Origin of the sequence: Variovorax sp. YR750 (assembly GCF_900109805.1) — a bacterium.
Classification (GTDB): domain Bacteria; phylum Pseudomonadota; class Gammaproteobacteria; order Burkholderiales; family Burkholderiaceae_C; genus Variovorax; species Variovorax gossypii.
In genome coordinates, this window is sequence record NZ_FOBJ01000018.1 from 38,596 (window position 1) to 53,622 (window position 15,027).

The following is a 15,027-nucleotide window of genomic DNA, read 5'->3' on the forward strand; positions in this document are numbered from 1 at the left end:
CTGATGTTTGCAGCCGCGCAGTACGCGGCACTGGCGGTCTTCGTGGTGGGCTGCTGGGGCTATGGACGCGCGCTGCTGGGCCGCCTGGCGCCGCCGCCGCGCCGCGATGCGGGGCTCGAGGCCGCCATGGCCGTGGCGCTTGGCGTGGGCCTGTTCATCTGCGCGTTCCAGGCGCTGGCCATCTTCGGAGCCTTCAAGGTCGGCGCGACCGTGGCCCTCGTCGCGGTGGGCGTGCTGGCCGCGGCGGTGCAGCTGCCGGCGTGGCTGCGAGAGCGGCGCGCGCTGCTCGCCAACGTGCAGGCCGTGCCCTGGAGCTATCCGGAACGCGTCGCGGCGATCGCATTGGCCCTGGTCGTGCTACCGGCGCTGGTGGCGCCGCTCGCGCCGCCCATCGCCTTCGACGAGCTGATGTACCACCTGCCCTACGCGCGCCAGGTGGCGCAGCAGGGCTCGCTGGGCATCCACGACTGGCTGCGCTACCCCTGGTTCCCGTACAACTACAACCTGCTGTACGCCGCCGCGCTGCAGCTGGGCGACGACGTGCTGCCGCACTTCCTGAACGCCCTGGCCGGCGCGCTGTCGGTCGTGATGATCTATCGCCTCGGCATGCTGCACGCCAACCGGCTCACCGCATGCATCGGCGCGGCCATCTGGCTGGGGCTCGGCGACTATTCCAACGCGCTGATCGACATGGGCGTGGCGCTGTTCGTGCTGTCGGCCTGCGTGGCGCTGTGGTGGTGGCGCGAATCGGAGCCCGGCAAGCCCACGCACGGCGGCGTCCGCTGGCTCGGCCTGGCGGCGTTCTGCCTCGGCGTGGCCGCGGGCTCGAAGTACCAGGCGCTGGTCTTCCTGCCGCTGGTGGCGCCGTTCGTCTTCCGCCACGAGCGCAGCCCCAAGGCCTGGGCTCTGGTGTTCGTCTGCTTCCTGATTCCCTGCGTGTACTGGTATGCGCGCAACGCCATCATGACGGGCGACCCCTTCAACCCCATCGGCGCGCGGGTGTTCGGCTTCACCGAATGGACGCCGGCCGACTACGTGCAGCAGGTGGCCGACGTGCGCGTGCATGCCGAGCTGCCCAACGCGCTGATCTGGTCCGTGTTCTTCGCGCCGTTCAGCGTGCTCTGGAAGCGCTCCGCGGCCGTGCGTGCCGCCGGCTGGTTCTGCCTGTACTCGCTGGTGGTGTGGGTCGCGACCTCGCGCTACCCGCGCTACCTGACGGCTTCGTTCCCGCTGCTGGCGGCCATCGCGGCCATCGGCTGGCAGGTGCTCTTCGGCTGGGCGGTATCGGGCGTGAAGCGGCTGTTCGGTGCGAAGGCGCCGCAGCCGCAGGATGCCGGTGCCACCGTGGCGCGCTCCGGCGCCCGCGTGGGCGACTGGGTGCTCGTGCTGCTGCTGGCCGCGATGGCCGCCGTCTCCGTGCGCCAGACCGCGGTCAAGGTCTCGATGGTCGCGGTCACGCCCGAGGCCCGCGAGGCCGTGCTGCGCAAGCATGTGCCGGGCTATGCCGTCATGGACTACCTGCGCCGGACCGCCAAGGGCCGCGTCTACCAGGTCGCGTTGAACGAGGCGATCTACTACGGCCCCAACCCGATCTGGGGCGACACCCTCGGGCCCTGGCGCTACACAGACTTCGGGCGCCTGTCGGGCGGCGACCTCGCACGAAAGCTCTCGGGCATGGGCTTCGTCGCGGTCGTGCTGCCCGACTCGGTGGCGCCGGTGTTCAGCGCGCGCATCGACTTCGACAAGTACTTCGCCGTGGAATACGAGAAGGACGGCAGCCGCGTCTACCGTATCCTTCCCGTCGCACCATGACCGACGACGCAGACTTCTCCAGCAGCCCGATCCGCAGCAGCGGCGGCCTGCGCATCGCCGTGGTCATCCCCTGCTACAACGAGGCGCTGGCCATCGCGCAGGTGGTGCAGGGTTTTCGCGCCGCGCTGCCCGGGGCCGAGATCCACGTCTTCGACAACAACTCCAGCGATGACACGGCCGCCGTGGCGCGCGCGGCCGGCGCCACGGTCACGCACGTGGCGCTGCGCGGCAAGGGCAACGTGGTGCGGCGCATGTTCGCCGACGTCGATGCCGACGTGTACGTGATGACCGACGGCGACGCCACCTACGACGCCGGCGCCGCGCCGCGCCTCGTCGAACGACTGGTGCACGACAACCTCGACATGGTGGTCGGCAGCCGCGTGGACGACGGCCAGGACGCGCATACCTACCGCGCAGGCCATCGCTTCGGCAACCGCATGCTCACGGGCGCGGTGGCGCAGCTCTTCGGCGGCGGCCTCACCGACATGCTCTCGGGCTACCGCGTGTTCTCGCGGCGCTATGCCAAGTCGTTCCCGGCGCTGTCGCGGGGCTTCGAGACGGAGACCGAGCTCACCGTGCACGCGCTCGAGCTGCGCATGCCCTATGCCGAGGAAGCCACCACCTACAGCACGCGGCCCGAAGGCTCGGTCAGCAAGCTCTCGACCTATCGCGACGGCTGGCGCATCCTCAAGACCATCTGCAAGCTGTTCGTGAGCGAGCGGCCGCTGCAGTTCTTCTCGATCATCGGCGGGCTGCTGGTGCTGATGTCGGTGGCACTGGTCGTGCCGCTCTTCATGACCTACATGCAGACCGGCCTGGTGCCCCGGCTCCCCACAGCGGTGCTGGCCACCGGCGCGATGCTGGCGGCCATGCTGTCCTTCGTGTGCGGCGTCATCATGCAGGCCATCACCCTGGGGCGGCGGGAGGCCAAGCGGCTGAGCTATCTCGCGATTCCCAGCGTGCGCGAGCAGGCCTCGCGATGAAGATCGGCCGCGAGTTCCTCGCGTTCGCCGCCGTCGGCGTGATCGGGCTCGTGGTCGACGTGGTGGTGCTGTACCTGCTGGCGCCGCTGCTGGGCTGGTATGCCGCGCGCGTGGTGTCGTTCCTCGCGGCGGCCACCACCACCTGGGCCTTCAACCGCCGCTACACCTTCGCGGCGAGCGCGGCCGCCAGCCGTTCGATCTGGCGCGAGTACCTGGGCTACCTGGCGACCATGGCGGCCGGCGCGGTGCTCAACTACGGCGCCTATGTGCTGACGCTGCACTGGGTCGAAGGCCGCTGGGCCGCGGCACTGGGCGTGGCGCTCGGCAGCCTCGCGGGCATGAGCGCCAATTTCCTGTCGGCGCGCTACCTGGTCTTCCGCTCGCACCGCAACGGCTGAGGCCGGCGGCGCGGCGTGCCGGTCAGTGCGTGCCCGAGACGACGACCGGGATATCGGTCGCCGGCGGCGTGTTGCGGCTGCGGCCGCAGCGCACGATGCCGTCGATCATCACCATGCCCACGCCCGGGATGTCGCCGAGCTGCACGCTCTCGAGCAGCCCCGGCGCGGGCGAGTGCTGGGCGCGGTCCATGAACACGAAGTCGGCGGCGCGGCCCACCTCGACCAGGCCGCAGTTGAGCTTGCGGATCTTCGCGGTGTTGCCCGTCGCGAAGCAGAACACCAGCTCGGCAGGGATGTTCGCGATGGACGACAGCATCGCCACCATGCGCAGGATGCCCAGCGGCTGCACGCCCGAACCGGCAGGGCCGTCGGTGCCGAGGATCACGCGGTGCGGGCACTTGAGCTCCAGCGCCGCCTTCGCCGCCGCGATGGCGACCTTCTCGTTGCCGTTGTGCACGATCTCGATGGCGCGCGAGCTCTTCTCGCACAGCTCGCACACGTGCGCCTCGGGCAGCGAGGTGTGGCCGCCGTTGATGTGGCCGATGACGTCGGCATCGGCCTCGAGCACCACGTCCTTGTCGATCAGGCCCGAGCCAGGGATCGACGGGCCGCCCGTATGAATCGTGCTCTGGATGCCGTACTTGCGCGCCCAGGCCACCATCTCCTTGGCCTCGTAGCCGGCCTTCACCGAACCCAGGCCCACTTCGCCCAGCAGGCCCACGCCGGCCTCGGCCAGTTCCTTGAAGTCGCTCTCGACCATGCCCTTCTCGATGACGGGCGCGCCCGCCAGCACCTTCACGCCACCGGGGCGGAAGTTGTCGAAGGCGCGCTGCGCGGTGATGGCCAGGGCCTTCAGGCCCACGATGTCCTTGGGGCGGCCGGGCAGGTGCACTTCGCCGGCGGAAATCATCGTCGTCACGCCGCCGTGCATGGTGGAGTCGATCCAGCCGAGCTGGCCCTGGCGCGGGGTCCAGTCGCCGAACACCGGGTGCACGTGGCTGTCGATCAGGCCGGGCGCCACGCAGGTCTTCTTCGCGTCGATGACGGTGACCGCACCTTCGAGGTCGCAGTCCTTTTCCTTGCCGACCGCGACGATCAGGCCGTCGTTCACGACGATGGTGTCGGCATCGAGGATGGGCTTGTCGATGTCGCCCGAGAGCAGCAGCCCGATGTTCCTTATGACGACCTTGCCCGACTTGCCGCCGGCTGCGATTTCTGCCATTTCGATGTGTCCTCGTGGGATGTGGTGGAGTTGTTCTCGTCGTCCTGCGGCTCGTCGGCGTCCGCGCGCACCGTGCGCAGCAGCGTCTCGATCACGAAGTCTTCCCAGTGCGCGATGGCCTCGGGCGACTCCAGCGGCTCACCGAGGAAGGCGGTGAGCGTGTGCCGGTTGGATGTGTAGAAGTAGCCCGTGGACGCGATCAGCAGGTAGATGTCGCGTGCCACCAGATCCTTGCGGAACAGGCCCTGCGACGCGCCGCTCGCCAGGATCTCCGCAATGATCGCCACCGCGCGCGACGAATACTCGCGGGCGCGCAGCGACTTCGAAATGTGCCGGCCCTTGTGCAGGTTCTCGGTGTTCAGCAGCGTGACGAACTCGGGGTTCTTGCGGTAGTAGCCCAGCACGAAGCGGATGACTTCGGTGAGCGCGTCCACCGGCCGCGAGGCGTCGAGCGCGATGGCCGCTTCGGCGTCGTCCATGCGCTGGTAGATGCCTTCGAGCACTGCAATGAAGAGGCCTTCCTTGCTGCCGAAGTAGTAGTAGATCATCCGGTCGTACGACTTCGCGGCCTTGGAGATCTTCTCCACGCTGCCGCCGTCGTAGCCGTACTTGGCGAAGACCTTGGTCGCCGCCTTCAGGATGCTGTCGCGCGTGGCCTGGGCAGCCGCCTCGCGCACGCCCGTGCGGCGCTGCGGCTTGGTGACTACCTTGCGTTCCATCGGAGGGCGGGATGAAGAGGGAGGCGGTCGCCGCCGGGCCGCCCCAAGGCGGACCGCGCCTCCCCCATGGGGGGTGGAGTTACACGAGCACAGCGAGTGAAAAGCCGGGGGGCCTTCATTACTTCTCTGCGAAGGCGCGCTCGACGACGAAGTCGCCCGGCGTGCTGGTGTTGCCTTCCTTGAAGCCGCGCTTCTCGAGGATGTGCTTCAGGTCGACCAGCAGGCCGGGGCTGCCGCACAGCATGACGCGGTCTTCCTCGACGTTCAACGGCGGCAGGCCGAGGTCGTCGGTGAGCTTGTTGCTCTCGATCAGGTCGGTGATGCGGCCCTGGTTGCGGAACTCCTCGCGCGTGACCGTCGGGTAGTACAGCAGCTGCTTGGCGATCATCTCGCCCAGGAACTCGTGCTTGGGCAGGTGGTCGGTCACGAGGTCGTGATAGGCCAGCTCGTCGACCTGGCGCACGCCGTGCACCAGGATGACCTGCTCGAACTTCTCGTAGGTGTCCGGGTCGCGGATGATGCTCATGAACGGTGCGAGGCCGGTGCCGGTGCCGAACAGGTACAGGCGCTTGGCCGGCAGCGTGTAGTCGATCAGCAGCGTGCCGGTGGGCTTGCGGCCCACGATGATGGTGTCGCCCACCTGGATGTGCTGCAGCTTCGAGGTCAGCGGGCCTTCTTCCACCTTGATGCTCAGGAACTCGAGATGCTCCTCGTAGTTCGGGCTCACGATGCTGTAGGCGCGCAGCAGGGGCTTGTTGTTGACCTTCAGACCGATCATCGTGAAATGACCGTTCGAGAAGCGCAGCGCCGGGTCGCGCGTGGTGGTGAAGGTGAACAGGCGGTCGGTCCAGTGGTGGACGCTCAGGACGCGTTCTTCGCTGAATGCACTCATACGGAACTCAAGAGTTGGTTGGTAACTAGGGAGGTTGGCTTAGCCTGCGTGCACGCCTTTGGGGCGAAAGCCGCCGGCCGGCTCCGAACCCTCCATTGTCGTTGGTCGGAGAAACCCCGATGAACACCGCGAGAAAACACCATTGCAAGCATCGGGCCCGTTTGCTACATTGACCTTTGATGTAGTGAATGCAACATGAAAGTGTAGGGAATGCTACACAAACGGAAGTCGATGCACAAGCGGGCGTACGGCACGTTTGTTGCAAACCCCGGCAGCCTGAAATTGCACCTTCGCACACGACCGAACGCCAAGAGATCGCCCCGATGACAGAACACACCAAGACAGACGGCCTCCCGGGCATGGACATGCCCGTGGTGGCCGAAGCCGGCAGCAGCGCCTTCGGCAAGGCACCGCTGCGCAACGAGCGCATGAGCTCCGCCAAGGTCGAGTGCAACGCCTGCCCGGTGCTGTGCCAGATCTCCGACGGCCGCACCGGCGCCTGCGACCGCTATGCCAATAAAGAGGGCGTGCTGGTGCGCGTCGATCCCGTGGTGCTGCTGCGTCGCACGATCGAGAGCGAAGCGCCCGTGCTGGTGCCCTTCGACCGCCCCGGCGCCGAAGCTGCCGAGTCGGCCGATGCCGCCCCCGACTGGAACGGCGACCTGCTGCACTCCGACGAAGTCTTCGTCACCGGCGTGGGCTCCTCCACCACCTACCCAGACTACAAGCCCGCCCCCTTCATCGTGGCCTCCAAGGCCCAGGGCGTGGACATGGTCACCGTCGTCACCGAAGGCATCTTCAGCTACTGCAGCTTCAAGGTGAAGATCGACACCGACCGCTTCCTGGGCCCCGAGCAGGCCAACGTGCGCTACCGCGGCGAGGTCGTGGGCCACGTGACCACGGCCGAATACGGCTCGCAGATGCTCTCGCTCGGCGGCGTTCACCACCTCACCGGCGGCAGCAAGAAGGAAGGCCGCATGACGGCCGAGCTGATGCAGCTGCTGGGCAACAAGAAGGCGGTGGAGTGCACCATCGACGGCGGCTCCACCCTCGTCGTCCAGGCGGGCAAGGCGCCCATCGTCAACGGCGTGGAAGAGCAGCGCATGCGCGTGGGCTGCGGCTCGGCGGCGGTCGGCATCTTCGCGCGCCAGTTCGCCGGCGTGGCCGACGAGGTGGTGGTGGTCGACGACCACATCACCGGCGTGCTCACCGAACACCAGGCCGGCCGCTGCCTCGACATGGCGCCCTCGGGCATCCAGATGCTGGGGCGCAAGTCCACGCCGGGGCGCTACTTCCAGGTGGCGAACCCGGGCAACGGCTGGGGCGGCACCGACATCGCCGATCCGCTCGCGATCATCGAAGGCTGGGAAGAGGGCGTCGCGCGCCCCGGCCTGCGCCTGCTCATGACCTCGACCACCGGCGAGCATGCGCAGTGGTACGTGCTCGACGACGCGCTCAAGCCCGTCGAGCAGCCCATGCCGCCCGAGGTGAAGCGCATCGTCGATCGCATCGGCGAGAACTGCGAACCCTCGCTGTGCACCGTGCTGTTCCTCGGCGGTGCCGGCGGCAGCCTGCGCGCGGGCGTCACCGAGAACCCGGTGCTGCTCACGCGCGCCATCAAGCGCGCGCTGGTCAACGTCACTTGCGGCGGTGCGCCGGCCTACGTGTGGCCGGGCGGCGGCATCACGGTGATGGCCGACGTCATGCGCATGCCCGACAACAGCTTCGGCACCGTGCCCACTCCGGCCATCGTCGCGCCCATCGAGTTCAGCATGCGTCGCGACGACTACGAGGCGCTCGGCGGCCACGTCGAACACATCTTCCCGCTCGAACAGGCGCTCGCGCGTGGTGCATGGCAGGAAGACGGCGCACCGCTTGCGCGCCAATGGCTCGCGGTGGACGACGCCAACCCGTGGCCGCTCGGCCACGCCCCGATGCTGGGCTGATCATGTCCGCCCAACGCAGTGCGCTCGACAAGAGCCGCTGGCACTTCAACCACGGCCCGATCGACATCGTGGCCGAGGCGTACGGCGACCCGTACGCCGTGGCCGCTGCGCACGACGCTGCCTGGGCGCGCTTCGTTCACGTGCTCGACGAACTGGTGCGCGAACTGCCGCTGCTGCGTCTGCCCGTCACCGAGAAGATGCGTCCGCGCAACGTGGTGGCCCGTCGCATGTGGGATGCCTGCGCCGCGTTCTCTCCGATGTTCATCACGCCGATGGCGGCGGTGGCCGGTTCGGTGGCGCAGGAGCTCATCGCCTTCTACGAGCGTCCCGGCATCGAGCGCGCGTGGATCAACAACGGCGGCGACATCGCGCTGCACCTCGCGCCCGGGCAGTCCGCGCGCGTGGGCGTGTTCGCCGACATCGCGCGCTTCGACTGGCGCGACAGCAGCGGCATCCTCACGACGGACGGCCAGTTCGAGCTGCGCGCCGACCAGCCCGTGCGCGGCGTCGCCACCAGCGGCTGGCGCGGGCGCAGTTTCTCGCTGGGCATCGCCGACAGCGTGACGGTGCTGGCCGCCACGGCAGCGCAGGCCGATGCCGCCGCGACAGTGATCGCCAACGCCGTCGACGTGGACGACGAAGCCATCGCGCGCCGCCCCGCGAACGAGTGCAAGGACGACAGCGATCTCGGCGACACGCTCGTCACCGTCGACGTGCCGACGCTGGCCCCCGCGCAGGTGCGCAGCGCACTCGATACGGGCGTGGTGTGCGCCAAGGTCCTGCAAAAAGGAGGGCTCGTCTGGGCCGCTCTACTCGTTTGTCAGGGGCAGTGGAGACTTGTCGAGCCCTTATGCTCGAAGGCACTCGACACAGAGCTGCCGAAATCCGTTGGTTCAGTATTTGCTTAACGAAAAGCAAGGTTCTTTTTCATGATCGAAATCCGCCGCGTCTTCACCCATGTCGAGCACATCCACCACGAGTTCGGACCGCGTGCCGACACCCCGCTGGTGCGCGGTGCCATCGGCGCGGTGCTGACCAATCCGTTCGCGGGCCGCTACGAACCCGACATCCTGCCGATGATGGCGCTGCTCGACCCCGTGGGCGTAGACATGGCGCACAAGCTGCACGCCGCGATGGATGTGCCGCTGGAGCAGATCGCCACCTACGGCAAGGGCGCCATCGTCGGCGCTGACGGCGAGCTGGAGCATGGAGCGCTCTGGCACGTGCCCGGCGGCTACGCCATGCGCGAACTGCTCGGCTGGAAGGGCAGCCGCGCCGCCTACACCGCGGGCAAGGCCGAGGAGAAGACAGGCCAGCCCGGCAACGCGCTGTCGATCGTGCCTTCGACCAAGAAGGTCGGCCCGCCCGGCGCCGCGCTCGACGTGCCGCTCACCAACATCAACGCCAGCTACGTGCGCGGCCAGTTCGACGCCATCGAAGTACGCGTGCCCGGCGCGCCGGCGGCCGACGAGATCGTCTTCATCCTCGCGATGAGCACGGGCTACCGCGTGCATGCCCGCGTGGGCGGGCTGCTCGCGAAGGACATCAGCAAGTGGGACGGCCTGCGCTGAGCAGCAGCACCCGACGCAACCGCACAGAGACAAGACAAGGAACACACAGAACATGACCGCCAACATCCGCAAGCTCGTCATCCAGGTCGACGAAACCCGCAAGGAAATGGGCAAGGACATCACGCCGCCCACGCGCCGCGCCGTCGCCATCGCCGTCATCGAGAACCCGTACGCGGGCCGCTACAGCGAGAACCTCGACGAACTCATCGCCATCGGCGAGGAGCTCGGCGCGCTGCTGGGCCAGAAGGCCGTGAAGGCGTTGGGCATCGAGCCCGGCCAGGCACAGAGCTACGGCAAGGCTGCCATCGTCGGCGAGCGAGGTGAACTCGAGCATGCCGCCGCCATCCTGCATCCCAAGCTCGGCGCGCCGCTGCGCGTGGCAGTGGAGAAGGGCGCGGCGCTCGTGCCCTCGGCCAAGAAGCAGGGCACGCTGGGCACCGCCATCGACGTGCCGCTGGGCCATAAAGATGCCGCCTTCGTGCGCAGCCATTTCGACGCGGTGGAAGCCCGCGTGAGCGACGCGCCGCGTGCCAACGAGATCGTGGTGGCTGTGGCCGTCACCGACAGCGGCCGCCCGCTGCCACGCATCGGCGGCCTGCAGGTCTCCGAGATCAAGGGCGAAGACGGCCTGCGCTGAGACGCGCCGCATCGTCCATCCAGAGTCCCGTGCCCCAACAACTCGAATTCTTTCTGCCTTAACCCCTAGGAGCTTCTCGATGAATCCATTGCGCCATGTTTTCTGCGCCGCGTCCGTCGTCACGCTGGCCACGGCCCTCGTTCCCGCGCACGCGCAGGGCGTGATCAAGATCGGTGAAATCAACAGCTACAAGGCGCAACCCGCCTTCCTCGAGCCCTACAAGAAGGGCATGGAACTCGCGGTCGACGAGATCAACGCCAAGGGCGGCATCAACGGAAAGAAGATCGAGCTCATCAGCCGCGACGACAACGCCAACCCCGGCGACGCCGTGCGCGTGGCCGAAGAGCTCATCTCGCGTGAGAAGATCGACGTGCTGGCTGGCGCCTTCCTGTCGAACACCGGCCTGGCGCTGACCGACTTCGCCAAGCAGAAGAAGTTCTTCTATCTCGCGGCCGAGCCGCTCACCGACAAGATCGTCTGGAGCAACGGCAACAAGTACACCTACCGCCTGCGTCCCTCGACCTACATGCAGGTCGCGATGCTGGTGCCCGAGGCCGCCAAGCTCAAGAAGAAGCGCTGGGCGCTCGTGTACCCCAACTACGAATACGGCCAGTCGTCGGTCGCCACCTTCAAGACGCTGCTGAAGGCCGCGCAGCCCGACGTCGAGTTCGTCGCCGAGCAGGCACCGCCGCTGGGCAAGGTCGATTCGGGCAGCGTGGTGCAGGCCCTGGCCGATGCCAAGCCCGATGCCATCTTCAACGTGCTGTTCGGCGCCGACCTTTCCAAGTTCGTGCGCGAGGGCAACACGCGCGGCCTGTTCAAGGACCGCGAGGTGGTGAGCGTGCTGACCGGCGAGCCCGAGTACCTCGACCCGCTGAAAGATGAAGCGCCCAACGGCTGGATCGTCACCGGCTATCCCTGGAACGGCGTGAAGACGCCCGAGCACAAGGCCTTCCTCGACGCCTACCAGGCCAAGTTCAAGGACTACCCGCGCCTGGGCTCGGTGGTCGGCTACAGCGCCATCCACTCGATCGCGGCCGGCATCAAGAAGGCCGGCGGCACTGACACTGAAAAACTCGTGGCCGCCTTCAAGGGCCTGCAGGTCGACACGCCCTTCGGCAAGATCAGCTACCGCGCGCAGGACAACCAGTCCACCATGGGCGCCTACGTCGGCAAGACCAAGAACGACGGTGGCAAGGGCGTGATGGTCGACTACGTCTACCTCGACGGCGCGAAGTTCCAGCCGTCGGACGACGAAGTGAAGAAGATGCGCCCCGCCGACTGATCGCGCGGCTCCTGCACTGCATCCGCAGCCCTTGCACCAAGGCGCGGATGCGGATGTCTCCAGTTTCCTCAGGGTCCTTATGAGTTTCTCAGGCTTCGTTGTTCAGTTGCTCAACGGGTTGGCCGGCGCGTCCTCGCTCTTCTTCGTGGCGGCCGGTCTCTCGTTGATCTTCGGCGTGACGCGCATCGTCAATTTCGCCCATGGATCGTTCTTCATGGTGGGCATCTACCTCGCGTACACGCTCGTCGACAAGCTGGGTTCGAGCCTGGGCTTCTGGCCCGCGCTGCTGATCGCGGCGCTGGCGGTCGGCGTGCTCGGCGCGCTGATCGAGGTGCTGCTGCTGCGCCGCATCTACAAGGCGCCGGAACTGTTCCAGCTGCTCGCCACCTTCGCGCTGGTGCTCGTCATCAAGGACGCGGTGCTGTGGCTGTGGGGGCCCGACGAACTGCTCGGCCCGCGCGCGCCCGGCCTCAAGGGCTCGGTCGAGATCCTCGGGCGGCAGTTTCCTTCCTATGACCTGTTCCTGATCGTGATCGGCCCGGTGGTGCTCGGCCTCGTGTGGCTGCTGCTCACCCGCACGCGCTTCGGCACGCTGGTGCGCGCCGCCACGCAAGACCGCGAGATGGTCAGCGCGCTGGGCGTCAACCAGGCCTGGCTCTTCACGGCGGTGTTCGCGCTCGGCGCGCTGCTCGCCGGCCTCGGCGGCGCTCTGCAGTTGCCACGTGAGCCCGCCACGCTCGAGATGGACCTGAACACCATCGGCGCCGCGTTCGTGGTCGTGGTGGTGGGCGGCATGGGCTCGCTGCCTGGCGCCTACATGGCCGCGCTGCTCATCGCCGAGATCAAGGCGGTGTGCATCTGGCTCGGCGTGGTGCAGATCTTCGGCATCGACGTGTCGTTTTCCAAGCTCACGCTGATGGTCGACTTCCTGGTGATGGCCATCGTGCTGGTGTGGCGCCCCTGGGGCCTGTTCGGCCGCCCGCAGGCGCCGAGCCGCTACGTCGGCATGCAGGAGGAACCGCTGCGCCGCCCGAGCAACGCCTACATGGTGGCCGCAGCCGTGCTCGCGCTGCTGCTGGCCGTGGTGCCGTTCCTGACGGTGAACTCGCCCTACACCACGGTGCTGATGATCGACCTGATGATCGCGGCCCTCTTCGCCACCAGCCTGCACTTCATCATGGGCCCGGCCGGCATGCATTCCTTCGGCCATGCCGCGTACTTCGGCCTCGGCGCGTACGGCGCGGCGCTGCTGGTGCGCGCGCTGCACCTGCCGATGGAGCTCGCGCTGGTTGTCGCGCCGCTGATCGCCGCGCTCGGCGCCTTCGTCTACGGCTGGTTCGCGGTGCGGCTGTCGGGCGTGTACCTCGCGATGCTCACGCTGGCCTTCGCGCAGATCACCTGGGCCGTCACCTACCAGTGGGACAGCTTCACCGGCGGCAGCAACGGCCTGACCGGTGTGTGGCCCTCCGAGTGGCTTTCCGACAAGCGGGCCTACTACTGGCTCACGCTGGTGCTCGTGGGCGCGGGCGTGTGGTGGCTGCGGCGCGTGCTGTTCTCGCCCTTCGGCTATGCGCTGCGCGCGGGCCGCGACTCGGTGCTTCGCGCCGACGCCATCGGCATCGACGTCAAGCGCATGCAGTGGGCTGCCTTCGTCATCGCCGGCACCGTGGCCGGCCTGGCGGGTGCGCTCTTCGCCTTCTCCAAGGGCAGCATCTCGCCCGAGACGCTGTCGGTCGGCAGGTCGGTCGACGGCCTCGTGATGGTGCTGCTCGGCGGCATCCAGACGCTCGCGGGCCCGGTGGTCGGCGCCGTCACCTTCACCTGGCTGCACGACACGGTGGCGCGCAACACCGACTACTGGCGCGCGATGCTCGGCGCCATCATCCTCATATTGGTGCTGCTGTTCCCGCAGGGCATCGCGGGCTCCATCAAGCAGCTGGCCGACCGGTGGCGCGCGCCGAAGGAAGACGAAGTTGCAAAGACCGAAGCCAAGGCCAAGCTCGAGGAGGTGAAGGCATGACCGGAACGCTCCTCAAGGTCGAGAACCTCGGCAAGTCCTTCGGCGGCGTGAAGGCCGTGGACGGCATCAGCTTCGAGCTGCCGCCCGGCGAGCTGCTCGCGCTCATCGGGCCGAACGGCGCCGGCAAGTCCACCACCTTCAACATGGTCAACGGCCAGCTCAAGGCCGACCAGGGCTCCATCACGCTCGACGGCCAGGAACTCGTGGGCCGCAAGCCGCGCGAGATCTGGCGCATGGGCGTGGGCCGCACCTTCCAGATCGCCGAGACCTTCGCTTCGCTCACCGTGGTCGAGAACGTGCAGATGGCGCTGCTCTCGCACGACCGCAAGCTGTTTTCCACATGGCGCCGCGCCGCCGACCACAAGCGCGACGAGGCGCTGGCCCTGCTCGACCAGGTCGGCATGAAGTCGCAGGCCGACCGGCCCTGCAGCGTGCTGGCCTACGGCGACGTGAAGCGCGTCGAGCTCGCCATCGCGATGGCCAACTCGCCCAAGCTGCTGCTGATGGACGAGCCCACCGCCGGCATGGCGCCCAAGGAGCGCAACTCGCTCATGGCACTGACCAAGGAACTCGTCATCCAGCGCGGCATGGCCGTGCTCTTCACCGAGCACAGCATGGACGTGGTGTTCGCGTACGCCGACCGCATGATCGTGCTGGCGCGTGGGCGCCTCATCGCGCAGGGCAAGCCGCTGGAGATCCGCGACCATCCGAAGGTGCAGGAGGTGTACTTCGGCACGGGCAAGACATTCGAGAAGAAGGCCGCAGCCGTAGGAGAAGCCGCATGAGCACGCATGAACCCCTGCTTCAGGCCAAGGCCCTGTGCGCCTGGTACGGCGCCGCGCAGATCCTTTACGACGTGGACCTCGAAGTGCGTCGCGGCGAAGTGGTCGCGCTCATGGGCCGCAACGGCGCGGGCAAGTCGACCACGCTGAAGGCGCTGATCGGCATGCTGGCCAAGCGCCGCGGCGCGGTGCGCTTCCTGGGCCACGACATCTCGAAGAGCGAGCCGCACCATGCGGCGCGCCTGGGCCTGGGCTTCGTGCCCGAAGACCGCCGCGTGTTCACCGACCTCACGGTGATGGAGAACCTCGAGGTCGGCAAGCAGGCCGCGCGCCGCTGGGCCGACGGCAGCGACGCGCCGCTGTGGACGCCCGAACGCCTGTTCAAGCTCTTCCCCAACCTCGGCGAGATGCCGAACCGTCCCGGCGGGCGCATGAGCGGCGGCGAGCAGCAGATGCTCACGGTGGCGCGCACGCTCATGGGCAATCCGTACCTCGTGCTGCTCGACGAGCCTTCCGAAGGCGTGGCGCCGGTGATCGTCGAGCAGATGGCCAACATGATCCTGGAGCTCAAGGCGCAGGGCGTGAGCATCCTGCTGTCGGAGCAGAACATGCACTTCGCCGAGCTGGTGTCCGACCGCGCCTATGTGCTCGAGAAGGGGCAGATCCGCTATCACGCCACGATGGCCGAGCTCGCGGCCAACGACGAAGTCCGCCGCGCCTATCTGAGCGTCTGAGTTTTTCTTCAACCCCGGAGTCCACG

The 15,027-nt window shown here is 67.8% G+C and carries 14 protein-coding genes; 11 read left to right on the forward strand and 3 right to left on the reverse strand.

Annotation, left to right across the window (positions count from 1 at the left end; translation table 11 throughout):
* Nucleotides 1-3 precede the first annotated feature (3 nt).
* From BMY35_RS30505 to BMY35_RS30515, 3 genes are read left to right on the forward strand one after another with little or no spacing between them, the layout of a single operon-like run.
* Nucleotides 4-1,812 (forward strand): ArnT family glycosyltransferase, encoded by a 1,809-nt coding sequence (locus tag BMY35_RS30505; protein ID WP_093206753.1) that lies wholly within the window; start codon nucleotides 4-6, stop codon nucleotides 1,810-1,812.
* A complete protein-coding gene (locus BMY35_RS30510) occupies nucleotides 1,809-2,795 on the forward strand; it encodes a glycosyltransferase family 2 protein (RefSeq protein WP_093206754.1) in 987 nt (328 codons plus the stop codon). Before BMY35_RS30505 ends, BMY35_RS30510 begins: the two co-directional genes overlap by 4 nt.
* Nucleotides 2,792-3,193: a GtrA family protein gene (locus tag BMY35_RS30515; protein ID WP_093206755.1), complete on the forward strand. Its 402-nt coding sequence runs from the start codon at nucleotides 2,792-2,794 to the stop codon at nucleotides 3,191-3,193. Before BMY35_RS30510 ends, BMY35_RS30515 begins: the two co-directional genes overlap by 4 nt.
* Before the next feature lie 22 nt (nucleotides 3,194-3,215).
* Here the strand turns inward: BMY35_RS30515 and BMY35_RS30520 are convergent, their stop codons facing one another.
* The 3 genes from BMY35_RS30520 to BMY35_RS30530 all read right to left on the reverse strand — a co-directional run bounded on the left by BMY35_RS30520 (nucleotide 3,216) and on the right by BMY35_RS30530 (nucleotide 6,026).
* Nucleotides 3,216-4,415, reverse strand: a complete 1,200-nt coding sequence (locus BMY35_RS30520; protein WP_093206756.1) for an amidohydrolase family protein — start codon at nucleotides 4,413-4,415, stop codon at nucleotides 3,216-3,218.
* Nucleotides 4,370-5,134 (reverse strand): TetR/AcrR family transcriptional regulator, encoded by a 765-nt coding sequence (locus tag BMY35_RS30525; RefSeq protein WP_093206757.1) that lies wholly within the window; start codon nucleotides 5,132-5,134, stop codon nucleotides 4,370-4,372. The genes BMY35_RS30520 and BMY35_RS30525 overlap by 46 nt, the downstream gene beginning before the upstream one ends.
* Before the next feature lie 118 nt (nucleotides 5,135-5,252).
* Nucleotides 5,253-6,026 carry a ferredoxin--NADP reductase gene (locus BMY35_RS30530; protein WP_093206758.1) on the reverse strand — a complete coding sequence of 258 codons (774 nt, stop codon included), beginning with the start codon at nucleotides 6,024-6,026 and terminating at the stop codon, nucleotides 5,253-5,255.
* 323 nt (nucleotides 6,027-6,349) lie between these two features.
* Here BMY35_RS30530 and BMY35_RS30535 point away from each other — a divergent pair, with 323 nt between their 5' ends.
* From BMY35_RS30535 to BMY35_RS30570, 8 genes are all read left to right on the forward strand, one after another.
* Nucleotides 6,350-7,972 carry a 6-hydroxynicotinate reductase gene (locus tag BMY35_RS30535; RefSeq protein ID WP_093206759.1) on the forward strand — a complete coding sequence of 541 codons (1,623 nt, stop codon included), beginning with the start codon at nucleotides 6,350-6,352 and terminating at the stop codon, nucleotides 7,970-7,972.
* A gap of 2 nt (nucleotides 7,973-7,974) precedes the next feature.
* The gene (locus BMY35_RS30540; protein ID WP_093206760.1) at nucleotides 7,975-8,880 is read left to right on the forward strand and encodes a UPF0280 family protein; all 906 of its coding nucleotides are present in this window, start codon (nucleotides 7,975-7,977) and stop codon (nucleotides 8,878-8,880) included.
* A 21-nt stretch (nucleotides 8,881-8,901) separates the two neighbouring features.
* On the forward strand, nucleotides 8,902-9,543 hold the full coding sequence (locus BMY35_RS30545; RefSeq protein ID WP_093206761.1) for an amino acid synthesis family protein: 642 nt from the start codon (nucleotides 8,902-8,904) through the stop codon (nucleotides 9,541-9,543).
* Nucleotides 9,544-9,595: 52 nt separating this feature from the next.
* Nucleotides 9,596-10,180 carry an amino acid synthesis family protein gene (locus BMY35_RS30550; protein ID WP_093206762.1) on the forward strand — a complete coding sequence of 195 codons (585 nt, stop codon included), beginning with the start codon at nucleotides 9,596-9,598 and terminating at the stop codon, nucleotides 10,178-10,180.
* Nucleotides 10,181-10,259: 79 nt separating this feature from the next.
* On the forward strand, nucleotides 10,260-11,465 hold the full coding sequence (locus BMY35_RS30555; RefSeq protein WP_019658426.1) for an ABC transporter substrate-binding protein: 1,206 nt from the start codon (nucleotides 10,260-10,262) through the stop codon (nucleotides 11,463-11,465).
* A 79-nt stretch (nucleotides 11,466-11,544) separates the two neighbouring features.
* A complete protein-coding gene (locus BMY35_RS30560; RefSeq protein ID WP_093206763.1) occupies nucleotides 11,545-13,485 on the forward strand; it encodes an ABC transporter permease in 1,941 nt (646 codons plus the stop codon).
* The gene (locus tag BMY35_RS30565) at nucleotides 13,482-14,270 is read left to right on the forward strand and encodes an ABC transporter ATP-binding protein (protein ID WP_093206764.1); all 789 of its coding nucleotides are present in this window, start codon (nucleotides 13,482-13,484) and stop codon (nucleotides 14,268-14,270) included. The genes BMY35_RS30560 and BMY35_RS30565 overlap by 4 nt, the downstream gene beginning before the upstream one ends.
* Complete coding sequence (locus BMY35_RS30570) at nucleotides 14,267-15,001, forward strand: ABC transporter ATP-binding protein (RefSeq protein ID WP_019658423.1); 735 nt, start codon at nucleotides 14,267-14,269, stop codon at nucleotides 14,999-15,001. Before BMY35_RS30565 ends, BMY35_RS30570 begins: the two co-directional genes overlap by 4 nt.
* Nucleotides 15,002-15,027 lie beyond the last annotated feature (26 nt).